The organism is Methylocystis sp., from assembly GCF_050251305.1.
Classification (GTDB): Bacteria; Pseudomonadota; Alphaproteobacteria; order Rhizobiales; family Beijerinckiaceae; genus Methylocystis.
In genome coordinates, this window is sequence record NZ_JBFWNB010000002.1 from 42,096 (window position 1) to 64,191 (window position 22,096).

Genomic DNA, 22,096 nt, shown 5'->3' on the forward strand with positions numbered 1-22,096 from the left:
CCGCATTGCTTCGCAATGCGACCCTCCCCTCCAAGGGGAGGGCGTTCGACTCAATAGATCGGGAACTTCGCGGTCAGCGCATGAACCTTGTCCTTCACCGCCGCTTCCGTCGCGGCGTTGCCTTCCTCGCCCTTCGAGGACAGGCCGTCGAGCACTTCGACGATCATCTGCCCGACCTCCTTGAACTCGTTCTGGCCGAAGCCGCGCGACGTCGCCGCCGGCGAGCCGAGACGAATGCCGGAGGTGACGAAGGGCTTTTCCGGATCGAAGGGAATGCCGTTCTTGTTGCAGGTGATGTGCGCGCGGCCAAGCGCGGCCTCGGCCGCCTTGCCGGTGATCTTCTTGGGACGCAGATCGACGAGCATCAGATGATTGTCGGTGCCGCCCGAGACGATCGCGAGCCCGGCGTCGACGAGCGTCTGCGCCAGCGTCTGCGCATTGTCCTTGACCTGCTGCTGATAGGTTTTGAACTGCGGGGTCAGCGCCTCGCCGAAGGCCACGGCTTTTCCGGCGATGACATGCATTAGCGGGCCGCCCTGCAGGCCCGGGAAGACTGCCGAATTGATTTTCTTGGCGAGCGCTTCGTCGTTGGTCAGCACCATGCCGCCGCGCGGGCCGCGCAGCGTCTTATGCGTGGTCGTGGTGACGACATGCGCGTGGGGGAACGGCGACGGATGCAGCCCGGCCGCGACGAGACCCGCGAAATGCGCCATGTCCACCATGAAATAGGCGCCGACGCTGTCGGCGATCTTGCGGAAGCCTTCGAAGTCCCAGATGCGGGAATAGCCAGAGCCGCCGGCGATGATGAGCTTCGGCTTATGCTCCTTGGCGAGCTCGGCGACCTGCTCCATGTCGATCCGCTGATCCTGCTTGCGCACCGTATAGCTCACCGGCTTGAACCAGCGGCCGGAGACATTGACCGGCGAGCCATGCGTCAGATGGCCGCCGGCGGCGAGGTCGAGGCCCATGAAGGCGTCGCCAGGCTGCATGAGCGCGAGAAAGACCGACTGGTTGGCCTGCGAGCCGGAGTTCGGCTGCACATTGGCGAAACCGCAATCGAACAGCTTCTTGGCGCGGTCGATCGCCAAATTCTCGGCGATGTCGACGAACTGGCAGCCGCCGTAATAGCGCTTTCCGGGATAGCCCTCGGCGTATTTGTTGGTGAGAACCGAGCCCTGAGCCTCAAGCACCGCCTTGGAGACAATATTCTCCGACGCGATCAGTTCGATCTCGTGCCGCTGGCGGCCGAGCTCGAGTTCGATCGCCTTCGCGATTTCCGGATCGGAAGCGCTGAGGGAGGCGGTGAAGAAACCAGATTGGCTCATTGGAATGGACCTCTATGCCTAACGGCGCTGAACGAAAGCAAAAACCGGCTACCGGATGAAGCGGCGAAGCCGGTCATTAGGACGCGCATCTTGAACCCGGTCGCTTATCATGGCGAAGCCGCGACGGAAAGAGCAGCCGCGGTCGCGGCCCGAACCCCCGGCCTCAAGCGCCAATATGACGCATGTGGCTCCGCGGACGGAACCGCCGCAGCGACATTCGCCGCAGCGCCATAATTTCGCTTAAAACGGCCGTTTGAATTTCAATCAGTCGTTTGAAACGGAGGTTCGCCATGGGCGATCATCTGGAAGCAAAATTCGCCGCGGTCAGCGCCAGATCCCGCAGGCTTCTCGTCGATGCTGCGGTCTGCTTCGTCGCGACGTCGTGCATCGCTCTCCTGCCGCCGGAATGGAAGAATGGCGAAGCGCTGAAGGAAATCGTCTTCACGACCGATCCCGTGAGCGGCAAAATCATTGACCGGATCGAATTCGCGCAGGCGGAGCCCGCCGCCGTCGAGTCGCAACCGGCTGCGCCGCGCCTGGCGCTGTTCGCCGTCTATCCGCCGGAGCGCATCGCCGATTGGTCGCAGCGCTTCGTCGATCGATCGAACGAAGCCGTCGCTGAAAAGACGGAAAAGACGGAGACGAGCGTCGTCAAGCCGACGAAAACGGTCGCCTTGCATAAGCCGAATCCAGATAAGAGAAACCCTGTCGAGTCGACGCCGCCAGCGTCCCCGACCGACAACGCCGAGCCGCCCGCCCCTCCCCAGCCCATGGGCGAGGTTGCGGAGCCACAGGAACGGGGGTTGTTGGCCAAGCTCGACCCGACAGGGCTGTCCTCCAAATTGGCGCCGCTCGGCCGAAAGGCGTGGGACGGCGCGACGTCGATTGGCGGGGCGGTCTCAAGCCTCGTCAGCGCGTATCATTTTTGAGGACAGAAATTGAACAATCTGGAACAGGCGCGCGTCACCTCCCGCTCGACTGAGACGACGCGCGCGGCGCTTGTCAAAGCCGCGACCTCCGTCTTCGCCGAATATGGATTTGGCGGGGGCTCGGTGCGGCTCATCACGCAAAGGGCGATGGCGAACCAGGCCGCGGTGAATTATCACTTCGGCGGCAAGGACGGGCTTTATCGCGAAGTGCTGAACGCCGCGACGCGAGCCTTCGAAGAGAACGCCTTTCTGGATTCGGAAGAACTTGACGCCCTTTCGCGGGAGGACGCGCTCCGGCGCTATCTGCATCAATTTCTTCTGCCGCTCGTAAAACGTGACCGCGTCAGCCGTTATCTGCGCATTTTCGCCTGGGAGAGCGTGCAGCCGAGCGACACGTTCAGCGCGTTCATCGCTCAATCGCCGCCGCGCATCTTCCGCCTGGCGGAACATGTCGCGCTGCGTTTCCTGCCCGCTGACGCGTCGGCGGAGACCGTGACGTTCGCAACGCTGTGGCTGGCTCAGCAGCCCATGTTCTTCGTGCGCGACGCGGAGCGGCTGGCGAAGCCGCCCTTCTCGCTCAAATTCGACGAAGACGCTCTCGAGCGGCTCGTCGATACGCTGACGGCTTTGAGTCTGCAGGGACTCGCCGGAGTCTGAACTTTTTAAGACTTCACCCGCTACCTTATGTGGCTGTTCATCAGCGGTCTCGGGAGCGCCATGACCCTTCTACTGCACAGTAACGATCTTTCGGCGGTTCTGACGTCGGTCCAAAAGGGCCTGGAACTCACCGAGAATTTTGTTGTTCTGGCCGCGACCGTCGCGCTGGTCGTCGCTTTTTTTGCACTCATCAAGGGCGCTTGAGCCTTTGGACCGCCGCGGCGACGGCCTCGCGCGCCGCGACAAGTTCGGCCTCCCGCATCGCGCGTAAATGTTCGACGACGGGCGCGGGCGCCGTTTCCGGCGCGCCCGCGTGAAAGGGCGGCTGCGGATCATATTCGACCAGGAGCTGTAACGTTTCGGCGCGCTCGCGACCGCGCAACGCGGCGGCGAGCGCGAGTCCGAAATCCAGGCCGGCGGTGACGCCCGCGCCGGTCACCCGATTTCGGTCGATGACCACGCGCTGATGCACGACTTCGGCGCCGAACAACGGCAACAGATCGCGCACCATCCAATAGCCCGCCGCCTGATAGCCGTTCAGCAGCCCCGCGGCGCCGAGCAACAGCGAGCCGGTGCACACGCTCGTCACATAGCCCGCGCGCGACCCGCGATCGGCGAGAAAATCGAGCGTCGCATCATCGCGCATCGCGGCGATCGTGCCCTTGAGTCCGCCAGGAACGAACAGAATGTCGAGGTCTCTCGGGCATGACGCGAAATCCTGCTGCGGCGTGTAGGAAACGCCGAGGTCGCTCACGACAGGCGCGCGACTCTTCCCGACATGGAAGACATTCGCGTCCCCAAGGCGCTGGAAGAAGGTCTGCGGCCCGATGAGATCGAGATCGAACATCATCGGATAGACGAGCATTCCGATCTGCAGCACGGCGCAGCCTCCTCTCCCGACATTTGAATGCAGGCGAGCGGCGCCGAGCGCATTCGGCGCATCGGCTACGCCGCGCGCTTCTGATAGTCCTTCACGTCAGAGAATTTGATCGCCGGATTGCGCTCGGCGTCATAGTTGAGCTGGAACGCCGACGAACTCATGAAAACCGGCGCGCCGTCGAGATCGTCGGCGACGCTGGAGCCGTTTGCGTCGATGAAGCTTTTCAGCTTCGCCGGATCGTCGGATGTGACCCAGCGGCAGACGGTGAAGCGCGGCTGCTCGTAGCGCGTCTGCAGCCCATATTCGGCTTCGAGCCGCGTCGCCAGCACGTCGAGCTGGAGCGCGCCGACGACGCCGACAATCGAACCCGAGCCGTCATGCGGCGTAAAGACCTGCACGACCCCCTCTTCCGCAAGCTGCTGCAAGGCTTCGCGGAGCTTTTTCGCCTTCATCGCGTCGCCGATCAGAATACGGCGCAGGATTTCGGGCGCGAAGCTCGGCACGCCGCGAAAGACGATCTCCTCGCCTTCGGTCAGCGTGTCGCCGATGCGCAGTTGCCCGTGATTGGGCAGGCCCACGACATCGCCTGCGAATGCTTCGTCGGCGATCGAGCGATCGCGCGCGAAGAAGAATTGCGGCGCATTGATCGGAATGTTCTTGCCCGTGCGAATGAGCTTCGCCTTCATGCCGCGCGTGAGCCTGCCCGAGCAGACGCGCATGAAGGCGATGCGGTCGCGATGATTGGGATCCATATTCGCCTGGATCTTGAAGACGAAGCCGGTCATCTTCGGCTCCTTCGCTTCGACCAGACGCTTGTCGGCCTCTTGCGCGCGCGGGCTCGGCGCATATTCGGCCATTGCGTCGATGAGATCGCGAACGCCGAAGTTGCGCAGCGCGCTGCCGAAGAAGACCGGCGTCAGATGGCCCTCGCGAAAGGCGGCGAGGTCGAAGGGCTTGCTGCCCGCTTCGGCGAGCATCGCCTCCTCGCGCCAACCATCGGCGCCGCCCGGCAGCAGCGTGTCGAACAAGGGATCGTCGAAGCCGCTGGTTTGCTGCAGGTCGGCGTCCTCATCGATCCGCCGCACGGTTTTCGTGGCGAAGCGGTAGGTGCCGGCGAAGCTTTTTCCCGAGCCGATCGGCCAGGTGATCGGCGTCGCGTCGAGCGCCAGAGTCTTCTCGATTTCGTCAAGCAGATCGAACGGGTCGCGCGCCTCGCGATCGAGCTTGTTGATGAAGGTGACGATCGGAATGTCGCGCAGGCGGCAGACTTCGAACAGCTTGCGCGTGCGCGCCTCGATGCCTTTCGCGGCGTCGATCACCATCACCGCGGCGTCGACGGCGGAAAGCGTGCGATAGGTGTCCTCCGAGAAATCCTCGTGGCCTGGCGTATCGAGCAGATTGAAGACGCAACCGCCATATTCGAAGGTCATGACCGAGGTGACGACCGAGATTCCGCGCTCGCGCTCGATGCTCATCCAGTCGGAACGCGTCTGCTGGGCGTTGCGCTTGGCCTTGACGGCGCCGGCGAGCTGGATCGCGCCGCCGAACAGCAGCAGCTTTTCGGTGAGCGTCGTCTTGCCGGCGTCGGGATGCGAGATGATCGCGAAGGTGCGCCGGCGGGATACGGGGTCGTTTGCCGCGTTATTCAAGGCTTTGTCGCTTAACGAGGGAAATCAGGGAAGGACTTAGCGGCAAGCGCGGCTGGCTGCAATCGCGTCTTTTCTTTGGGCCGTCTCATCCGGGCGGCCCCGGCCGAGCTTTCCGGGCCGTCTTCGCGCGGCTTCCCTGCGCAGACGCCCGCCACAAGCAAGGAATGGCGCGCGGCCTTATTTCACCTCAGCCGAAATCTCCCGCGAGCGCCGCGCGGGTCGCTTCCGACAGCACCGCCATATGGCTGTAGTTGGGATGGATATGTCGGGCCGTCAGCGGTTCACGCCGCGAGTTCGCGCAAGACTTCGGGACGCCGCTCGGCGATTTTATAGAGCGTCATCGCGGCGCCGGAAGGTTTGCGGCGGCCTTGTTCCCAATCCTGCAAGGTCCGCACGGATACGCCGAGCAGCGCCGCGAAATCAGACTGAGAAAGTCCCGACGACAGCCTTGCGCGGACGAATTCTTGGATCTCAGGATGATGGACGCGCGCCCGCGCGCCGACCTTCATCTCCTGCACCGAAGCCAGCAACTCCGCGCCAATGTCAATCGCATTCGAAGGTTTCACAGGTTTCGATGCGGTCTTAGGCATCTTCGATTTCCTTCTTGATCTGGCGCAGCAGTTGGGCGGAGACGTTCTCTCGAACGGATTTGGGATAAACCAGCAACAGCCAGATTTCTCCAGTGGCGGCTCTATTGAAATAGATCACCCGCACCCCGCCACGTTTACCTTGGCCTGCGCTTCCCCAGCGAATCTTTCTCAGGCCTCCCGAGCCCGGCACAACGTCGCCAGCTTCGGGATTTGAAGCGATAAAGTCGATAAACGCCGTCTGGCTCTCATCATCCCAGAAGCGGGCCGCAAGCCTAGCGAACGTGGGCGTTTCGACAACCGTAAACACTGCGCTCTAAATACGGCAATGCCGTATAAACTGTCAACTGACCGATTTCGGCGTCACCTCAGCCGAAATCTCCCGCGAGCGCCGCGCGCGTCGCTTCCGACAGCACCGCCATATGGCTGTAGTTGGGATGTGACAGGCCCAGAATCGTCCGGGCGTTCGGCGTGCTGAACGCCGCGATCTGCGCGTCGGTGAAGGCGAAGTGCACGAATTGCACGCTGCTCGCCTTGCCTTCTTCGGACGTGCGGTCCTGATCTTCCTCGGCCTTGCCGGCGATGCGCTCGCCGCCGACTTCGATGAACGCCGTTTCCTCGATGCCGCCGAGCTGCGCCAGCACCCGCGCGCGGCGCAGCGCATCGTCGATCTCGATCATGAAGGTCGCGACAAGCTCCTTGCCCTTGGGGATGAGCGGATTATAGGCCGCGAGCTCGTCGGCCAGCTGCGCCTCGCCGCCTCTTTCGATGTGCAGCATCTCCTGCACCTGCAGCCACATGGTGTCGAAATTCTCGAAGTAGAAGGTGACGTAAGGTCCGACCTCGACCCGGCGATGTTTCTTGAGCGCCGTGATGCGCTTGCGATGCTCCGCGCGCGCTTTCGCATATTCCGCCCAGGGGAGAATGTCGGCGGATGTGAGTTCGTGACGACTCGTCATCATCTAGGTGCTCCAACAACCTGAGCCGTCATGCTGAGGAGCATCCAGGGGATGCGTCTCGAAGCACGAGGGCGAGGCATCCTAAGCAAATTTTTCCTCGTCCTTCGAGACGCGAGCTTCGCTCGCTCCTCAGGATGAGGAAAAACTGACGTTTACACGCCTGTCGTTCCGTAAGCTCTGGCCATCAGCACGATCGGATGGCCGACGCGCTCCGGCTTCGGCGTCTCGCCGGAGAGCGTTTCGATTTCCTGTTCGATATGCAGGCCGGCAAGCGGACATTCGGAGACGATATGCTTCTTGTCGGCGCTCTGCATCTGCCGCGCTGCGGGCTTGCCCACTTTCATCGCGGTTTCGAAATTGCCTTTCTTGTAGCCCCAGGCGCCGCCATGACCCGAGCAGCGTTCGATCACCGACACGTCAGCTTCCGGAATCAGCGCGAGAAGTTCGGCGCCTTTCTGGCCGATGTTCTGCGCGCGCGAATGACAGGACACGTGGAAGGCGACGCCGCCGTCGAGCGGCGACATGCCTTCGGCCAGTCCCTCTTTGCGCGCAATGTCGACGACATATTCGGAGAGATCGAAGGTCGCTTCAGCCAGACGCTTGACGCTTTCATCCTCCGGCAGAATGAGCGGCCATTCGAACTTCAGCATCAGCGCGCAGGAAGGCACCGGCGCGACGATGTCGTAGCCTGCATCGATGTAGGGCGCGAAAGCCGCCGCGACTGCGCGCGCAGCCTCCGCCACTTCATCGATCATGCCCTGTTCGAGCTTCGGCATGCCGCAGCAGGCGGGATGCGCGACTTTGGTCTCGACGCCGTTCTTCGCGAGCACGGAGAGCGCCGACATGCCGATCGACGTGTCGTTATAATCGCCGTAGCAGGTGGCGTAGAGCACAGCCTTGCGGGCGTTGGCGGGCGCGGAATCATTGCGCGACGGCGGATGCGCAGCGGCCTCGGCTTCGAGAGTCTTGCTGGCGTATTTCGGCAATTCGGCGTTGCGGTCGATGCCCGCGATCGTCTCTTCGAGCCCACGCATCGTCGCGTTGTCGCGTCGCGTCGCCCAATTCGCCGCGCCAGAGATCAGCGTCGCCCATTTGCCGTTGCGGTCCGTCTCGGCCAGCGCGCGATCCGCGGCGGGCACGCCCTTCTTCTTCGCTTCGACCGCGCGATAGCGCAGGATCAGATGCGGAAAGTCGATGTTGAATTCATGCGGCGGCACATAGGGGCACTTGGTCAGGAAGCACATGTCGCAGAGCGTGCAGGCGTCCACGACGTTCTTGAAATCCGCGCTTGCGACGCTGTCCAGCTCACCGCTTTTCGACTCATCGACAAGATCGAAGAGGCGCGGGAAGGAGTCGCACAGATTGAAGCACCGCCGGCACGTGTGACAGATGTCGAACACCCGCCGCATCTCCGCGTCGAGCTTCGCATCGTCGTAGAAATGCTCGCTCCGCCAATCCAGCGGATGCCGGATCGGAGCCTCGAGACTGCCTTCTCTCATGTTTTGCCAGTCCAAGACACAACGGTCGTCATGGCCGGGCGTGTCCCGGCCATGACGTGAAACGAACGTCCTAGGGAGTTCGCTCTCGCCTTACTTCAGTTCGTCGAGGGCGCGCTGGAACCGGCCGGCGTGCGAACGCTCGGCCTTGGCCAGCGTCTCGAACCAGTCGGCGACTTCCTCGAAACCCTCTTCGCGGGCCGAGCGCGCCATTCCCGGATACATGTCCGTATATTCGTGAGTCTCGCCGGCGACGGCGGCCTTGAGGTTGTCGGCGGTCTTGCCGATCGGCAGGCCGGTCGCCGGATCGCCGACCGCTTCCAGAAATTCGAGATGGCCATGCGCATGGCCCGTCTCGCCTTCAGCGGTGGAGCGGAACACGGCGGCCACGTCATTGTAGCCCTCGACGTCGGCCTTCTGAGCGAAATAGAGATAGCGACGATTCGCCTGCGATTCGCCGGCAAACGCGGCCTTCAGATTTTCTTCGGTCTTGCTGCCCTTGAGCGTAGCCATTTTCTTGCCTCCGATATTTCGAAGTCGGCGGCCTTTGCCCCCGACACCCGAATTAGAATAATTCAAAACTAGCGTCTGTCCAACCCAAAATCGGCCGCTGCGACGCGGGGATTGGTCGCAGGCTCCACGCTTCCAACGCGGCGCTATTTGACGGCGATCGCCATCGAATCGGGCCCGGTCAGATGCTCGACGCGGGAGCTGTAGAAGCCGGCGTCCTTCATCCAGCCTTGGCAGTCGGCGCCCGTGAAGTCGAAGCCGCCATCGGTCTCGATCAGCATATTGAGGCTCATCAGCAGGCCGAATGCGTTCTCGCGGCGATCATCGTCGATCATGGCCTCATAGACGATCAGCGCGCCACCCTTCGGGAGCGCGTCATAGGCCTTCTTCAACAACATTCTCTTTTGCTCGAGATCCCAGTCGTGAAGAATGTGGCCCATGATGATCACGTCGGCCTCCGGCAAATCGTCTTTGAAAAAGTCGCCGGGATGAAATCGCACGCGGTCGGCGAGCCCGTTGGCGGCGACATACTCGTCAAAGATCGGCCCGACCTGCGGCAGATCGAAGCCCGCGCCCGAAAGATGCGGATGCGCGCGCGCAAGGGTGACGGGGACCATGCCCTGCGCCGGGCCGACGTCGACGAACGTCTTATAGTCGCGCCAGGCGAATTTATCGGCGATCGCCTGGGCGGCGCCGGCGCTCACGCCGCTCATCGCCGAAAGAAAGCCGCGCAGGCGCTTCGGATCGGCGTAAAGCGCCGCAAAGAAATCGCTCGAATCCTGATTCTCGCTCTGGCGCCGGCCGGATTTCAGGGCCTGCGACAGATTTCCCCAGGTCGTATAAAGACGGGCGTTGGCCATCTCGAGCAATCCCCCGACATAGCTCGGCCGGCCGCGCACGAGAAAACATTCCGACTCCGGCGTATTGGCGTAGCGTCCGCTCGCGTCGCGCTCCAAAATCTTCATGGCGACGAGCGCATCGAAAAAGTCGCGCGCCGCGCGGTCATGCAGTCCGAGTTTCGCCGTTAACGCCGCAAGGTCGATCGGGCCGTCGGCCAGCGCGTCGAAGACGCCGAGCTCCACGGCCGACAGCAGCGTTTTCGCATTCCAAAAGGACATGCCGAGCGCGAGAAGTTTTTCAGGAGAAGGCCTTGCAGACATGATCGCTTCCTTGCGCGTGCGCGCGGGGCGGATAGAACGACGCCGAACGTCGAGACCTTTAGTCCATGGCCGACCAATACGATAGTTTCATCACGCTCGCCGCGCATGAAATCGAAGGCGTCGACTATCGCATTCGGGTCGAAGATCGCGCCTCGCCCTTCGTGATCCTGGCGCCGCATGGCGGCTGGATCGAGCCTGGCACATCCGAGATCGCGGCGGCGATCGCCGCAGAGCGCTTGTCGCTCTACTGCTTCGAAGGTCTGACGTCACGATCGAGCGGAGCGCGCCTCCACGTCACATCGACGCGTTTCGACGAGCCGCGGGCGCTGCGTCTCGTCGCGGCTTCGGAGGTCGCGGTTGGCGTCCATGGTCGAAAAGACATGGGAGACCAGGCGTCGATCTGGGTCGGCGGCCTCCATGAGCGGCTGCGCGACGCCATATGCGAGGCGCTCGCGACGTCCGGCTTCACGGCGAAAGTCGTCGGAGGCGGCCATCGCCTCTCAGGACGCGATCCGGCCAATATCTGCAACCGGGGTCGACGCGGCGCCGGCGTTCAACTTGAACTGCCGAAGGCGCTCAGAATCGCCATTGTGAACGATTCCATTAGATGCGACGCCTTTGCGGCGGCGGTGCGCAAGGCGCTGGAGCGCCGATGAGCGCCGGCGCGACCCCGATCTCCACCCGATCACGCGTAAGGGTTGTCGCCGGCTTTCTTCGAGATTCTGATCGGCACGCCGGGAAGGGCGAAGGTCTTGCGCAGCCCGTTGATCAGAAAGCGCTCATAGCTCGCCGGCAGTTCGTCGAGCTGATTGCCGAAGAGCACGAAATGCGGCGGCCGCGATTTCGCCTGGGTGATGTAGCGGATCTTGATGCGCCGCCCCGACACCGCCGGCGGCGGCGTCTCCTCGACTTGCGTCAGAAGCCATCGATTGAGTCGCGCCGTCGCGATGCGCCTGTTCCAGGTTTCGTGCACGGCGACGATCGCGTCCATGAGCTTGTCGAGTCCCCGTCCCGTCGCGCCGGAGACCGGAACCACCGGACAGCCGCGTAGCTGCGGCAACAGGCGCTCGGCGTCTTCGCGCAGCTTGACGAGCATCGCGCCGCGGTCCTCGATCAGGTCCCATTTGCCGAGCGCGATGACGACAGCGCGTCCTTCGCGCGCCGCGAGGTCGGCGATGGACAGGTCCTGCTTCTCGAAAGGAATCGTCGAATCGACAAGCAGCACGACGACTTCGGAGAATCGCACGGCGCGCAGCGCATCCGCGGCCGACAGTTTTTCCAGCTTGTCGACGACGCGCGCCCGCTTGCGCAGGCCGGCCGTGTCGAAGAGCTTCATCTTCCGGTCGCGCCAGAGAAAATCGACCGAGATCGAATCCCGCGTGATGCCCGCTTCGGGACCTGTCAGCAGCCGCTCCTCGCCGAGAATACGATTGATCAGCGTCGACTTCCCGGCGTTGGGCCGCCCGACGACCGCGATGCGCAATGGCTTCGTCACGTCGAGGTCGCTGCCGTCCTCCTCGTCGCTGCGCAGGTTCTCCTCCATGAAGACGTCGTCTTCCGCCGGCTCGGCGGTCTCTTCGGGCAGCGCCTCGCGCAGCGCGCTATAGAGTTCGCCCATGCCTTCGCCATGTTCGGCGGACAGCGGCACGGGATCGCCGAGACCGAGCGAAAAAGCGTCATAGGCGCCGGCCTCGCCGGCCCTTCCCTCCGCCTTGTTGGCGACGAGGATCACGGGCTTCCCTGCGCGACGGACGAGATCGGCGAAATATTTGTCGTCCGGGGTGACGCCGACGCGCGCGTCGATGAGAAAGAGAATGGCGTCGGCCGCAAGGATCGCGCTTTCGGTCTGGGCGCGCATCCGCCCTTCCAGCGTCGCGCTCGGACCCTCTTCCAGCCCGGCCGTGTCGATGATCGTGAAGCGCAGATCGGCGAGCTTGGCCTCGCCCTCGCGCCGATCGCGGGTGACGCCGGGACGATCGTCGACCAGCGCCAGCTTTTTGCCGGTCAGCCGGTTGAACAGCGTCGATTTGCCGACGTTCGGACGGCCGATGATCGCGAGCGAAAAGGACATGACGTGTTTCTCGCCGCGTCGCCGCGCCGTTCGCGCGCTAATTCGACGGCTTCACCTCGAAGGGCGCGCCGCCGGACGATGCTTCGCCTTCCTGCTCCGGCTCGATCACCGGCGTGACGGTGACATTGCCGCTCGTCGCGCCGCCTGACGCGGGCGCCGCCGCCGGCGCCGGCCTGGGGCCGCGTTTGGCGTGCAGCAATCCGCGATAGGCCGCGGCGCGCTGGCGCATGGATTGCGGCGCGTCGCGATCGCTCAGCAGAATGTTGAAGACCCGCTCGGCCTCGTCGAGATCGTCGTTGGCGAGCGCGTCGAGACCGTTCCACTCCTGCGCCGAAAAGCGGAAGGCGCCGTTGGACGTCATCATCGGTCCGAGGGCGCGCTCCATCTGTTGCCGGTCGCCGGCCTCGAGAATGATCAGCGCGGCGCGCAGCAACGCCACTTCCTGATTGAGCTTGTCGACCTTCTTGTCCTCGGCGATCGCGTTCAATTCCTCGAGGGCGCGCGTCTTGTCCTCGCGCAGCTCCGCCGCGCGGATGCGCGCAAGCGTCTGATAGCCCTTCGGACCGTCCTTCGCGAGCGCGTCGAATGCGGCCGCCGCCTCCTGGACCTTGCCGTCGTTGGCGAGCGCGACCGCGGCTTCAAAGCGCGCATTCGCCGCTTCAGCCGCCTTCTGGCGGTTCGTCTGGTAATAGCTCCAAGCGCCAGTCGCGACGACGATCAGCACCGCAAGGATCACGATCGGCGTCTGATAGCGCTGCCAAAGCTCCGCCGCCTTCTCGCGCCGGACGTCTTCATCGACCTCGTGGAAAATATCGGACATCAGCTCCAGACCCTTGACTCTGCCCGAAAAAGCGGGCCCGCCGCTGCCGTTAGCACAAGCGGCGGGCAAATGCGAGCGAAGCCGGTCAGTCCGCGCCCGGCTTGGCGGCGTTCACCCGCCACACTGCGCCGCCGACGTCATCGGCCACGAGCAGTCCGCCGCGCTTGTCGATGATGACGCCCACCGGCCTGCCCTGCGCTTCGCCGCGCTCGTTCAGAAATCCGGTCAGGACTTCCTTCGGCGCGCCGACTGGCGCGCCATTCTGGAATTTCACGAAAATGACGCGATAGCCGACGCGCGGACTGCGATTCCACGAGCCATGCTGGCCGATGATGACGCCGTTCTGGAACGGCCCGAGGTCGGCCTCCCCGACGAAGGTCAAACCGAGCGAGGCTGTGTGCGAGCCGAGCGCATAGTCAGGCCGGACGGCCTGTTTGACGAGGTCCGGATTCTGCGGCTGAACGCGCTCGTCGACATGCTGGCCAAAATAGCTGTAGGGCCAGCCGTAAAACGCGCCGTCATGCACTTTCGTCATGTAGTCGGGCACCAGATTGTCGCCGAGTTCGTCGCGCTCGTTGACGGCGACCCACAGGTCGCCCGTCTCAGGGTTCCAATCCATCCCCACCGGATTGCGCAGCCCCGAGGCGAACACCCGCATCTCTTTCGTGTCCGGATTGATCTCGAGGATGGCCGCCCGGTTATGCTCCTCGTCCATCTCGTTTTCAGCGGCGTTGGAGTTCGATCCGACGCCGACGTAAAGGCGCGAGCCGACCGGGTCGGCGACAAGGCTCTTCGTCCAATGAAGATTGCGGCCGGACGGCAGATCGACGACCTTTTCCGGCGCCGCCTCGATGCGCGTCTCGCCTTCCTTATAGGGAAAGCGCACGAGCGAATCGGCGTTGGCGACGTATAGCTGATCGCCCACCAGCGCCATGCCGAAAGGCGAATTGAGATTCTCCAGAAAGACGTCCTTCGTCTCGGCGACGCCGTCGCCGTCAGCGTCGCGCAACAGCGTGATCCGGTTGGCGCTCGGCTTGTTCGCGCCAGCTTGGCGCATGTAGAGGCCGGTGATGAAGCCGCGAATGCCGCCGCCGCCTTCGTCGTCGGACGGCGGCGGCGTATCGGTCTCGGCGACAAGAACGTCGCCGTTCGGCAATTCATACAGCCAGCGCGGATGGTCGAGACCCGTCGCGAACGCCTCGACGTCCAGCCCCTCGGCGGGCGTCGGTTTGCCGGCGCTCGGCCATCCCACAGCGCGCGCGATATTCACATAGGGAAACGCCCCGGTGGGATGCGGCTCGGGCAGCGTTGGATGGGGTCCGTAACCGGCGCTCTCCGGCAATTCCGGGCCGCGATCGCAGGCGGCGAGCGCGATTGCGGTCGATACAAGTAAAGCTCTCCAGACATAGTTCGCCGCCATTGCGCCTCCTCCCCCAATTGTTGAATTGAACCCCGGCGCGCAGCTTCCGCCATCGACGGCCGGCGATGAAGATGAGTATGCTGTCGATAACGCCGCTAAAATGGCGCAGCGCGGGCAAGTCTCAAGCCCTCGCCAGTTGACCTCCAACGCGGAACGCAGATGAGCCGAACGACGCGACGCATTCATGTCGGCGTGGGCGGTTGGAATTACGCGCCTTGGCGCGAAACCTTCTATCCTCCCGGCCTGACGCACAAACGCGAACTCGAATATGCGAGCCGCAAGCTGACGTCGATCGAAATCAACGCCACCTATTATCGCACGCAGAGCGCCGCGAGCTTCGCCAAATGGCGCGACGAAACGCCCCAGGGTTTCATCTTCAGCGTAAAGGCGCCGCGCTTCGCGGTGATGCGCAAGACGCCCGAGGAGGCGCGCGAGTCGATCAACCGATTCTTCGAGAGCGGCGTGATGGAGCTCGCCGACAAGCTCGGACCCATTTTGTGGCAGTTCCTGCCGACGAAGAAATTCGACGCCGAGTTTTTCGACGCCTTTCTTTCGCTGCTGCCGAAGGCAATCGGCGGTCATGCGCTGATGCACGCCGTTGAGGCGCGCCATGAGAGCTTCCAGACCGCCGAATTCGTCGCGCTCGCGCGCCGACATGGCGTCGCCATCGTCGTTGCGGGAGATTCCGAGTTTCCGCTGATCGCCGACCTGACGGGGACCTTCGTCTATGCGCGCCTTATGGGAACGCGTTCCGATGTTCCGTGCGGCTATGACGACAAAGCCCTCGACGACTGGGCGGCGCGCGCGCGGCTCTGGGCTGACGGGGACGCGCCTGACGATCTTCCCACCCTGGCGCCAGCGAAGCCAAAGAAGACGACACGAGAGACGTTTCTCTATGTCATCAGCGGCGCGAAGGAACGCAATCCGGCCGCCGCCATGGCGCTGATCGAGCGAGTCTCGCGCTAAAGATCGATGTCCGCCCATATCGCCGCATGATCGGAGGCGGCGTCCTCCTTGCGGGCGACGTCCGGGTAAGCGTCCCAGCGCTTGGCGCGCGCGCCTGGCCACATGCCCTTTCGGAACACGCCGCCGCCGAGGGCCCGGTCGAACAGCGCCGGCGACAGCAGAATGAAATCGATCTTCTTGTCCGCTGCGCAATTGCCGTACGTGCCCGGGAAGCCGCCGTCATCGAAGGTCGGATGCAAAAAGATGTCCTTGAGATCCGTCCCTTCGATCAGCGGACGCAAAGGTTCGCTGTCGGGCGTGTCGTTAAAGTCGCCCATGACGACGATGTTCTTGATCCCCATCGCGACGCGCTCGTTGTAGATTTCCGCGGCGCGTTTCGCCTGCGCGCCGCGCTTTCTGTTTGACGATTCCTGCGAACCGAATCCCTTGCTCTTGAAATGATTGATCATCAGCAGCATGCGGGCGCCGGACGGCGCCGTCACTTCAAATTCCGCGCAGTCGCGGGAAAAGATCGATTCCCGGTCGGACAGCATATCGTCGACATGGCTGCGCAGCGCGCCGATGGGAAACCCGTGCCGAGTCAGAAGGCCGACGTCGATGCCGCGCGTATCGTTGCCGTCGATCACCATGGCGTGACGGAAAACCTCGCCGCCGAGCGCGGCGATCACATCCGCGTTGAAATCCCGCAGCACCGGCCGGCTCTCGACTTCGACGACGCCGAGCACGTCCGCTTCGATATCTCTCATCACGCGCGCCGTATTTCTCATCGCCTGTTCGTCAACCGGCTCGTCGCGCAGTTCCAGCGAGCCGACCCAGTCGGCGCGCCCGCTTGCGACGATCTCGACGCCGCCCGATTTCGGCCGCTTGAGCAGCCCGCCCCTGTTGCGCCGAAGGATCACGAAATCGCCGACGTCGGATTTCTCCAGATCGAGCTCAATCATGAGTTTCGCCATGCGCTTCTTGTCGGCGGCGCTGTAGGACGGCTGCGTCAGCAGTCCGTTCACTTCCGCGAAGCGTTCGAGAATGGGTTTGCCCTGCGCAAGGCTCTTGAGATTCATCGCGCGGGCGCGATCGAAAAGATTTTCGACATTGTACGAGGCTAGTCTCATGAATATCCTCAAGCGTAAAAAACAATAGAATGCGCTAAAGGCTAAAGCTCGACGCGCGCTGTGACAAGCGCATGACGTTCGCTACGCTGGCGCCGAGCTCGGCTTATCGCCTGCGCCCGCCGCTGCGGGAATTTGCTTGAGCATCATCTTCGTCGCAACGGCGGCGGCGAACAGGCCCAAGGCGCCGAGCACGGCGCTCGCCTGAAAACCGGCGCAGAAGGCGTCGCGCGCGGCGGAGAGCGTCCGCTCCGCCTGCTCCGGGGGCAAGACCCTGACCGCGTCCGCCGCGCCGCCAAGCGTCGTTCCGGCCGCTCGCGCGACCTCCGCCGGAAGCCCCGCGACGACGCCGGCCATTTTCGCCCGGTAGATCAGCGTGCCGAGACTGCCCAGCACGCCAATGCCAAGCGCCCCGCCAAGTTCAATCGCCGTTTCCGAGAGCGCCGAGGCCGCGCCGGCGCGTTCGGGGGGCGCCGATGTGACGATCATCTCCGTAGTCAGCGCAATCACCGGCGTGAAGCCGACAAGAAGCAGCGACGACAGGAGCACGCCGTAAAACCCGTTCGCCAACGCAAGGCCGACAAAACCGACGCCGGCCACGACGAGTCCGCCGGAGAGAAGATTCACGTGCTTGATGCGGCGCGCAAGCTCCGGCGTGACGAAGGAGCCGATAGTGAAAATGATCGCCGACGGCGTCGACCACAGACCGGCGTCGAACGGCCCCAAGCCGGCGACGAGCTGATAATACTGGCTGAGCAGAATGAACGACCCGAACATGAAGAAAACGCCAAGCATATTGATGCCAAGCGCCATGTTCAGCGAACGCGATCGGAACAGCGCCAGATCGATCAACGGATCTTCGAGCCGCTTCTGACGGCGCAGGAACAGGATCGCGAGCGCGACGCCCGCCGCCATTGGCGCGACGGAGTCGGCTGCGAACCCTGCTTCGGCGGCGCGCTTCAATCCGTAAATGAAACTCAGCACCGCCGTGAGCGACAGAAGCGCGCTTGCGACATCCAGCGAGCCAGCGTTCGGATCGCGATATTCCGGCAGAAGGATCGGTCCGAGAACGATCAGGAGGACCATCGCCGGAACGCCGGCAAGAAAGACCGAGCCCCAGCCGAAAGATTGGATGAGCGCGCCGCCGATGAGCGGCCCGACGATGGCCCCGACGGAGAAGGCGGAAATCCACATGCTGACCGCAAAGGTCCGTTCCGAAGGATGACGGAACATGTTGGTGATCAGCGACAGCGTCGAAGGCGCGAGAGTCGCTCCGGCGATTCCGAGCGCAGCGCGCGCGAGAATAAGCGTCTGCGCCGTTTTCGAGAAGGCGGCGACGATCGATACGGCGCCGAAAGCGGCCGCGCCGAGCAGCAACACCCTGCGGCGGCCGACGCGATCGCCGAGCCCGCCCATGATCATCAGGAAGCCGGCGACCATGAAGCCGTAGATGTCGATGATCCACAGCAGTTGCGACGCGCTGGGCCGCAGCTCAGCCGTCAGCGACGGAATGGCGAGATTGAGAACCGTCAGGTCCATCGAATAGACCATGCACGGCAGGGCGATGACCGCGAGCCCGATCCACTCCCGGCGCGTCGCCTTGAGCGACGGGGTCGACGACTCGGTTACGGCGCTGTGCAAGAGATTTCGCTCCATCGGGCCATCCGTGAGCGCGCAGCGTTTATCGGGTTCATGACGCAACATCAAGAAACGCTCCGCGCTGCGCCGGCGAACCGCGGTCGGAGAGGCGGAACCCGCGCCCGCTTGACGTTGCGGCTCCGTTATGTCATATCGCATGACATGACGTCATATGAACTGACATCGCTTCGCGAAGCGCATAAGGACCAGACGCGCCTGCGCATTCTCGACGCCGCGATCGACGAGATGCGGGAAAGCAGCCTGGGCGCGCTCACCATCGCCAAAGTGGCGGAACGGGCGAAGGTGACCGAACGCACGGTGTATCGTCATTTCCTGACCCGCGAGGACCTGCTGAAGGCGGTCTGGCCGCGGATGCAGGCGCGCGTCGGCAGTTCCGGCTTTCCGTCGACGGCGGACCAGCTGATCGCCACGCCGCCGCGGCTGTTCCCGCGCTTCGACGATGAGGAAGGATTGGTCCGAGCGTCCATTTCTTCCGAAACCGGGCGCGAGGTCCGCTTGAGCTCCAACCCGCAGCGTCAGGCGGCGATGCTCGCCTGCGTCGCCGACGCGCTGCCGGACATGGGCGACGCCGGCAAACGCCGACGCGCGGCGATCGTCCAGCTGATCGACAGCGCCTACGGCTGGGCGATCCTCAGGGATTTCTGGGGATTGGACGGCGTCGAAGCCGGCCGCGCCGCCGCCGAGGCGATCGCTGTCCTGCTCGGCCGCCGCGCGGCCGATGACGAATGCGAATTGACGCATGGAACCCCTGGAGAAGAGAATTGACCTGCATCGCCCACGCTTCAATCCCGGCCGACAATCCGGAACTCGTCGCCAGAGTGCTGGCCGACATCATGCAGGGCGAAGCGACGCCCTTCCCGCCGGCGGGGCCGAGCTCCTGGATGGCCTGGTCTGGCGACGGCGACGTCGAGCTTGAGATCGCCCCGCGCGGCCATGTGCTCGCTTACGGGCCCGACGAGGCCTATTGGACCGCGCAAGATCAGGGAACGCGCCTCTCCGAAGCGCATCTCGCCATTTGCGTCGCCCGGCCGGCGGAAGAGATCATCGCCATCGCCACGCGGGCCGGCTGGCCGGCGCGCGCCTGCGATCGTGGCGACGGACTGTTCCAGCTTTCCGAAATTTGGGTCGAAGGCGCCTTCATGCTGGAGTTCCTGGATCCCGCGCAGACCGCCCGCTATCGCGAGGTGGTGACGCCGCAAAACTGGAAACGCATCCTGGAATCGATGAAGAACGCGGAAGCAGCCGCAGGCTGATCCGACGCTCACGTCGCCTCCATGCGCCCCTCAAAATATTTCGCGCAAGCATGATATAAGGGGCGCTGTTTCGAGGAGTTCATGAGCCTATCCGACCTTCCCGCTGCGCCTGTGACGACGCTTAAGCCTTCGCTCGCCGGCATGACCCGCGCCGAGATCGCCGACGCGTTGCGCGCGCTCGGCATTCCCGAGCGCGAAATCCGCATGCGCGTTTCGCAGATCTGGCACTGGGTCTACTTCCGCGGCGCGCGCGATTTCGGCGAAATGCTGAATGTGTCGAAGACGCTTCGGGCGCAGCTTGCCGAAGCCTTCGCGCTGCGGCTTCCGGAAATCGTCGAGGAGCGGATTTCGGTCGACGGCACGCGCAAATGGCTGCTGCGGCTGCAGCCGGTCGACGCCTTCGACGCCGGCGCCGAAGTCGAATGCGTCTATATCCCGGAAAGCGACCGCGGCACGCTTTGCGTCTCCTCGCAGGTCGGCTGCACCCTGAACTGCAGCTTCTGCCACACCGGCACGCAGCGGCTCGTGCGCAATCTGACGACCGCCGAGATCGTAGGGCAATTGCTTCTCGCCCGACAGCGGCTCGGCGACTTTCCCGATCGCGAGCGGCCGACCGATGGTCTGACGCCGGCCGGCGAAGGCGTGCGCGCCGTCTCCAACATCGTCTTCATGGGCATGGGCGAGCCGCTCTACAATCTCGACAATGTCATGGCGGCGATCGAGATCATGGCCGACGGCGACGGGCTGGCGCTGTCCAAGCGCCGCATCACCGTTTCGACCTCGGGCGTTGTGCCGCGGATCGAGCGCCTGGGCGCCGAATGCGGGCCGGCGCTGGCGATCTCGCTGCACGCCGTGCGCGACGCGTTGCGCAATGAGCTCGTGCCGCTCAACAAGAAATATCCGATTCATGAGCTGCTGCAGGCCTGCCGCGATTATCCCGGCGCGTCGAACGCCCGCCGCATCACCTTCGAATATGTGATGCTGAAGGGCGTGAACGACTCGCCCGCCGAAGCCAAAGAGCTGGTGCGGCTGTTGAAAGGCCTGCCGGCCAAGATCAATCTGATCCCCTTCAATCCCTGGCCCGGCGCGCCTTATGAGTGCTCGGACTGGGAGACGATCGAGCGGTTCTCCGACATCGTCTTCAACGCCGGCTACGCGAGCCCGGTGCGCACGCCGCGCGGGCGCGACATTCTCGCCGCCTGCGGACAGCTGAAGAGCGAAACGGAAAAGCTCCGGGCGAGCGCCAGGATGGCGGCGGGGTGAGCCGGACGCCTTAACGAGAGTCGCCGCGTCTCGCCGCAAACAGGGCGAGACCGGCCAGCGCGATCGAAATGGCGACATTCCAATTCGCCAGCGTCAGTCCGAAAATCCATAAATTGGGCTCGTCGCAGCGCACGACCTTCGTCGTCTGGAGCTGCTTCATGAAATCAGCGACCGACGGCGCCGCCGTTATCGGCCCCGAACAGTCGGAAGGCCCGGCGAAAATCTTCCACTCGACGCCCGAGTGATAGATCGAAAGCGCGGCGTCGCCGGCGAAGAGCAGCGCCATCAGCAGGAACGCGGCGCTCGCCAGACGCGTTCGGCCCATCTGTGCGGCCAGGGCGGCGAGCGGCGCAAGCGCGAAGGCCGCGTAATAGGGAACGCGCTCCTTGTAGCAGAGTTCGCACGGCAGAAAGCCGAGCGACTCATAGGCCCAGGCGCCGCCGATGGCCGCCACGGCTGCGCCGAGGATGATCAGCGACGCGTTGCGCGGCTCGAGGACGCAATCGACGACGCCGCGCCACCCCATTCGGCCAATGCTCGCGCTCAAAACATCTTCGCCGCAAGCGCAAAGCCGGCGACGACGATCATCGCCAGCGACGCCATGAACAGTCCGAAGTGGCTCTCGAGTTTCGAACGGATCGGGTCGCCGAAACGATTGATCGCCGCCGCCAGAACGAAGAAGCGCGCGCCCCGCGTCAGTATCGACAGCAGGATGAACAGCGGAAAATTATAGGCGAGAAGCCCTGAGACGATGGTCACGAGCTTGAAGGGAATCGGCGTGAATCCCTTGACCAGAATGAAGATCGCGCCCCATTGCGCGTAGAAGGCGCGCAACGCCTCCATCTTCTCGCCGTAGCCGTAGAGATTGATCAGCCACTGGCCGATCGTGTCGTAGAAGAGCGCGCCGAAAGCGTAGCCGAGCGCGCCGCCCGCGACCGAGGCGACCGTGCAGATGCTTGCGAAATACCAGGCCTTCTTCGGCTCGGCGAGCGTCATCGGCACGAGGATCACGTCGGGCGGCACGGGAAAAAAGGAGCTCTCGGCAAAAGCGATGGCGCCGAGCGCCAGAGGCGCGTGCCGGCTCGAGGCGAGCGACATGGTCCAGTCGTATAGCTTTTTCATTCGATTCCGGGTGTTGGGGCGCCCATCGCGCATAGCACGTATCGATTAAAGAAAGAAGTTTCGCGGGTTGACGGTCGCCGAAGCGCGGCTAATATCCGCGCCGCTTCGCCGGCTCCCGCCGGCCAAAGCCCCTGTGGCGGAATTGGTAGACGCGCTCGACTCAAAATCGAGTGCCGCAAGGCGTGCTGGTTCGACTCCGGCCAGGGGCACCATCTTTCTCGATTTGAGGATAATATTTCAAGCAGTTGCGCGGCAAGCTCGCGG

24 protein-coding genes and 1 tRNA gene are annotated in these 22,096 nt (G+C 63.8%); 9 read left to right on the forward strand and 16 right to left on the reverse strand.

Going from position 1 to position 22,096, the window contains the following annotated elements:
• Window positions 1-50 precede the first annotated feature (50 nt).
• Window positions 51-1,325 (reverse strand): serine hydroxymethyltransferase, encoded by a 1,275-nt coding sequence (gene glyA, locus AB7F41_RS01085; protein ID WP_428385013.1) that lies wholly within the window; start codon window positions 1,323-1,325, stop codon window positions 51-53.
• A gap of 290 nt (window positions 1,326-1,615) precedes the next feature.
• On the opposite strand from glyA, the gene AB7F41_RS01090 reads away from it, so the two are divergent.
• Genes AB7F41_RS01090 through AB7F41_RS01100 form a run of 3 tightly spaced genes read left to right on the forward strand, consistent with a single transcriptional unit; the run spans window position 1,616 to window position 3,115 of the window.
• Window positions 1,616-2,254: a hypothetical protein gene (locus AB7F41_RS01090; protein ID WP_428383668.1), complete on the forward strand. Its 639-nt coding sequence runs from the start codon at window positions 1,616-1,618 to the stop codon at window positions 2,252-2,254.
• Window positions 2,255-2,263: 9 nt separating this feature from the next.
• Window positions 2,264-2,911, forward strand: a complete 648-nt coding sequence (locus tag AB7F41_RS01095; protein ID WP_428383666.1) for a TetR/AcrR family transcriptional regulator — start codon at window positions 2,264-2,266, stop codon at window positions 2,909-2,911.
• Between the two features lie 60 nt (window positions 2,912-2,971).
• On the forward strand, window positions 2,972-3,115 hold the full coding sequence (locus tag AB7F41_RS01100; protein WP_428383664.1) for a hypothetical protein: 144 nt from the start codon (window positions 2,972-2,974) through the stop codon (window positions 3,113-3,115).
• Here AB7F41_RS01100 and AB7F41_RS01105 read toward each other — a convergent pair.
• From AB7F41_RS01105 to AB7F41_RS01140, 8 genes are all read right to left on the reverse strand, one after another.
• Window positions 3,102-3,791: a DJ-1/PfpI family protein gene (locus AB7F41_RS01105; protein WP_428383662.1), complete on the reverse strand. Its 690-nt coding sequence runs from the start codon at window positions 3,789-3,791 to the stop codon at window positions 3,102-3,104. The two genes, AB7F41_RS01100 and AB7F41_RS01105, sit on opposite strands and share 14 nt — an antisense overlap.
• 65 nt (window positions 3,792-3,856) lie before the next feature.
• The gene (locus tag AB7F41_RS01110) at window positions 3,857-5,440 is read right to left on the reverse strand and encodes a peptide chain release factor 3 (protein WP_428383660.1); all 1,584 of its coding nucleotides are present in this window, start codon (window positions 5,438-5,440) and stop codon (window positions 3,857-3,859) included.
• A gap of 281 nt (window positions 5,441-5,721) precedes the next feature.
• The gene (locus tag AB7F41_RS01115; protein ID WP_428383658.1) at window positions 5,722-6,030 is read right to left on the reverse strand and encodes a helix-turn-helix domain-containing protein; all 309 of its coding nucleotides are present in this window, start codon (window positions 6,028-6,030) and stop codon (window positions 5,722-5,724) included.
• Window positions 6,023-6,337 carry a hypothetical protein gene (locus tag AB7F41_RS01120; RefSeq protein WP_428383656.1) on the reverse strand — a complete coding sequence of 105 codons (315 nt, stop codon included), beginning with the start codon at window positions 6,335-6,337 and terminating at the stop codon, window positions 6,023-6,025. The genes AB7F41_RS01115 and AB7F41_RS01120 overlap by 8 nt, the downstream gene beginning before the upstream one ends.
• A 58-nt stretch (window positions 6,338-6,395) precedes the next feature.
• Window positions 6,396-6,986: a DUF3501 family protein gene (locus tag AB7F41_RS01125; RefSeq protein WP_428383676.1), complete on the reverse strand. Its 591-nt coding sequence runs from the start codon at window positions 6,984-6,986 to the stop codon at window positions 6,396-6,398.
• 152 nt (window positions 6,987-7,138) lie between these two features.
• Window positions 7,139-8,485 (reverse strand): heterodisulfide reductase-related iron-sulfur binding cluster, encoded by a 1,347-nt coding sequence (locus tag AB7F41_RS01130; RefSeq protein WP_428383654.1) that lies wholly within the window; start codon window positions 8,483-8,485, stop codon window positions 7,139-7,141.
• 90 nt (window positions 8,486-8,575) lie between these two features.
• Window positions 8,576-8,995 carry a rubrerythrin family protein gene (locus tag AB7F41_RS01135; RefSeq protein ID WP_428383652.1) on the reverse strand — a complete coding sequence of 140 codons (420 nt, stop codon included), beginning with the start codon at window positions 8,993-8,995 and terminating at the stop codon, window positions 8,576-8,578.
• A gap of 143 nt (window positions 8,996-9,138) precedes the next feature.
• Window positions 9,139-10,152: a methyltransferase gene (locus AB7F41_RS01140; RefSeq protein WP_428383650.1), complete on the reverse strand. Its 1,014-nt coding sequence runs from the start codon at window positions 10,150-10,152 to the stop codon at window positions 9,139-9,141.
• A gap of 65 nt (window positions 10,153-10,217) precedes the next feature.
• On the opposite strand from AB7F41_RS01140, the gene AB7F41_RS01145 reads away from it, so the two are divergent.
• The gene (locus tag AB7F41_RS01145) at window positions 10,218-10,808 is read left to right on the forward strand and encodes a poly-gamma-glutamate hydrolase family protein (protein WP_428383648.1); all 591 of its coding nucleotides are present in this window, start codon (window positions 10,218-10,220) and stop codon (window positions 10,806-10,808) included.
• A 29-nt stretch (window positions 10,809-10,837) separates the two neighbouring features.
• On the opposite strand, the gene der is transcribed toward AB7F41_RS01145, so the two are convergent.
• The 3 genes from der to AB7F41_RS01160 form a co-directional block, all read right to left on the reverse strand.
• Window positions 10,838-12,223: a ribosome biogenesis GTPase Der gene (gene der, locus AB7F41_RS01150; RefSeq protein WP_428383646.1), complete on the reverse strand. Its 1,386-nt coding sequence runs from the start codon at window positions 12,221-12,223 to the stop codon at window positions 10,838-10,840.
• A gap of 37 nt (window positions 12,224-12,260) precedes the next feature.
• Complete coding sequence (locus AB7F41_RS01155) at window positions 12,261-13,043, reverse strand: tetratricopeptide repeat protein (protein ID WP_428383644.1); 783 nt, start codon at window positions 13,041-13,043, stop codon at window positions 12,261-12,263.
• Between the two features lie 85 nt (window positions 13,044-13,128).
• Window positions 13,129-14,463 (reverse strand): PQQ-dependent sugar dehydrogenase, encoded by a 1,335-nt coding sequence (locus AB7F41_RS01160; protein WP_428383642.1) that lies wholly within the window; start codon window positions 14,461-14,463, stop codon window positions 13,129-13,131.
• Window positions 14,464-14,622: 159 nt separating this feature from the next.
• Between AB7F41_RS01160 and AB7F41_RS01165 the strand changes: the two genes are divergently transcribed.
• Window positions 14,623-15,429 carry a DUF72 domain-containing protein gene (locus AB7F41_RS01165; RefSeq protein ID WP_428383640.1) on the forward strand — a complete coding sequence of 269 codons (807 nt, stop codon included), beginning with the start codon at window positions 14,623-14,625 and terminating at the stop codon, window positions 15,427-15,429.
• Here AB7F41_RS01165 and AB7F41_RS01170 read toward each other — a convergent pair.
• Together AB7F41_RS01170 and AB7F41_RS01175 are read right to left on the reverse strand one after the other, a co-directional pair.
• Window positions 15,426-16,538: an endonuclease/exonuclease/phosphatase family protein gene (locus tag AB7F41_RS01170; protein ID WP_428383638.1), complete on the reverse strand. Its 1,113-nt coding sequence runs from the start codon at window positions 16,536-16,538 to the stop codon at window positions 15,426-15,428. The two genes, AB7F41_RS01165 and AB7F41_RS01170, sit on opposite strands and share 4 nt — an antisense overlap.
• Window positions 16,539-16,619: 81 nt before the next feature.
• A complete protein-coding gene (locus AB7F41_RS01175) occupies window positions 16,620-18,176 on the reverse strand; it encodes an MFS transporter (RefSeq protein ID WP_428383674.1) in 1,557 nt (518 codons plus the stop codon).
• A gap of 159 nt (window positions 18,177-18,335) precedes the next feature.
• Between AB7F41_RS01175 and AB7F41_RS01180 the strand changes: the two genes are divergently transcribed.
• The 3 genes from AB7F41_RS01180 to rlmN all read left to right on the forward strand — a co-directional run bounded on the left by AB7F41_RS01180 (window position 18,336) and on the right by rlmN (window position 20,710).
• A complete protein-coding gene (locus AB7F41_RS01180; protein WP_428383636.1) occupies window positions 18,336-18,959 on the forward strand; it encodes a TetR/AcrR family transcriptional regulator in 624 nt (207 codons plus the stop codon).
• Window positions 18,956-19,447 (forward strand): hypothetical protein, encoded by a 492-nt coding sequence (locus tag AB7F41_RS01185; protein WP_428383634.1) that lies wholly within the window; start codon window positions 18,956-18,958, stop codon window positions 19,445-19,447. The genes AB7F41_RS01180 and AB7F41_RS01185 overlap by 4 nt, the downstream gene beginning before the upstream one ends.
• Window positions 19,448-19,528: 81 nt before the next feature.
• Window positions 19,529-20,710 (forward strand): 23S rRNA (adenine(2503)-C(2))-methyltransferase RlmN, encoded by a 1,182-nt coding sequence (rlmN, locus tag AB7F41_RS01190; protein ID WP_428383632.1) that lies wholly within the window; start codon window positions 19,529-19,531, stop codon window positions 20,708-20,710.
• Between the two features lie 10 nt (window positions 20,711-20,720).
• Here the strand turns inward: rlmN and AB7F41_RS01195 are convergent, their stop codons facing one another.
• Both AB7F41_RS01195 and AB7F41_RS01200 read right to left on the reverse strand, forming a co-directional pair.
• A complete protein-coding gene (locus tag AB7F41_RS01195; protein ID WP_428383630.1) occupies window positions 20,721-21,236 on the reverse strand; it encodes a disulfide bond formation protein B in 516 nt (171 codons plus the stop codon).
• A gap of 17 nt (window positions 21,237-21,253) precedes the next feature.
• On the reverse strand, window positions 21,254-21,832 hold the full coding sequence (locus AB7F41_RS01200; RefSeq protein WP_428383628.1) for a YqaA family protein: 579 nt from the start codon (window positions 21,830-21,832) through the stop codon (window positions 21,254-21,256).
• 127 nt (window positions 21,833-21,959) lie between these two features.
• Between AB7F41_RS01200 and AB7F41_RS01205 the strand changes: the two genes are divergently transcribed.
• Window positions 21,960-22,044, forward strand: a tRNA-Leu gene (locus AB7F41_RS01205).
• The last annotated feature ends 52 nt before the right edge of the window (window positions 22,045-22,096 follow it).

Coding starts and splice junctions, on each gene's coding strand:
- glyA (WP_428385013.1), bottom strand. CDS start 1,325: ATGAGCCAATCTGGTTTCTTCACCGCCTCCCTCAGCGCTTCCGATCCG.
- AB7F41_RS01090 (WP_428383668.1), top strand. CDS start 1,616: ATGGGCGATCATCTGGAAGCAAAATTCGCCGCGGTCAGCGCCAGATCC.
- AB7F41_RS01100 (WP_428383664.1), top strand. CDS start 2,972: ATGACCCTTCTACTGCACAGTAACGATCTTTCGGCGGTTCTGACGTCG.
- AB7F41_RS01115 (WP_428383658.1), bottom strand. CDS start 6,030: ATGCCTAAGACCGCATCGAAACCTGTGAAACCTTCGAATGCGATTGAC.
- AB7F41_RS01125 (WP_428383676.1), bottom strand. CDS start 6,986: ATGACGAGTCGTCACGAACTCACATCCGCCGACATTCTCCCCTGGGCG.
- AB7F41_RS01130 (WP_428383654.1), bottom strand. CDS start 8,485: ATGAGAGAAGGCAGTCTCGAGGCTCCGATCCGGCATCCGCTGGATTGG.
- AB7F41_RS01135 (WP_428383652.1), bottom strand. CDS start 8,995: ATGGCTACGCTCAAGGGCAGCAAGACCGAAGAAAATCTGAAGGCCGCG.
- AB7F41_RS01140 (WP_428383650.1), bottom strand. CDS start 10,152: ATGTCTGCAAGGCCTTCTCCTGAAAAACTTCTCGCGCTCGGCATGTCC.
- AB7F41_RS01145 (WP_428383648.1), top strand. CDS start 10,218: ATGGCCGACCAATACGATAGTTTCATCACGCTCGCCGCGCATGAAATC.
- der (WP_428383646.1), bottom strand. CDS start 12,223: ATGTCCTTTTCGCTCGCGATCATCGGCCGTCCGAACGTCGGCAAATCG.
- AB7F41_RS01155 (WP_428383644.1), bottom strand. CDS start 13,043: ATGTCCGATATTTTCCACGAGGTCGATGAAGACGTCCGGCGCGAGAAG.
- AB7F41_RS01160 (WP_428383642.1), bottom strand. CDS start 14,463: ATGGCGGCGAACTATGTCTGGAGAGCTTTACTTGTATCGACCGCAATC.
- AB7F41_RS01165 (WP_428383640.1), top strand. CDS start 14,623: ATGAGCCGAACGACGCGACGCATTCATGTCGGCGTGGGCGGTTGGAAT.
- AB7F41_RS01170 (WP_428383638.1), bottom strand. CDS start 16,538: ATGAGACTAGCCTCGTACAATGTCGAAAATCTTTTCGATCGCGCCCGC.
- AB7F41_RS01180 (WP_428383636.1), top strand. CDS start 18,336: ATGACGTCATATGAACTGACATCGCTTCGCGAAGCGCATAAGGACCAG.
- rlmN (WP_428383632.1), top strand. CDS start 19,529: ATGAGCCTATCCGACCTTCCCGCTGCGCCTGTGACGACGCTTAAGCCT.
- AB7F41_RS01195 (WP_428383630.1), bottom strand. CDS start 21,236: ATGGGGTGGCGCGGCGTCGTCGATTGCGTCCTCGAGCCGCGCAACGCG.
- AB7F41_RS01200 (WP_428383628.1), bottom strand. CDS start 21,832: ATGAAAAAGCTATACGACTGGACCATGTCGCTCGCCTCGAGCCGGCAC.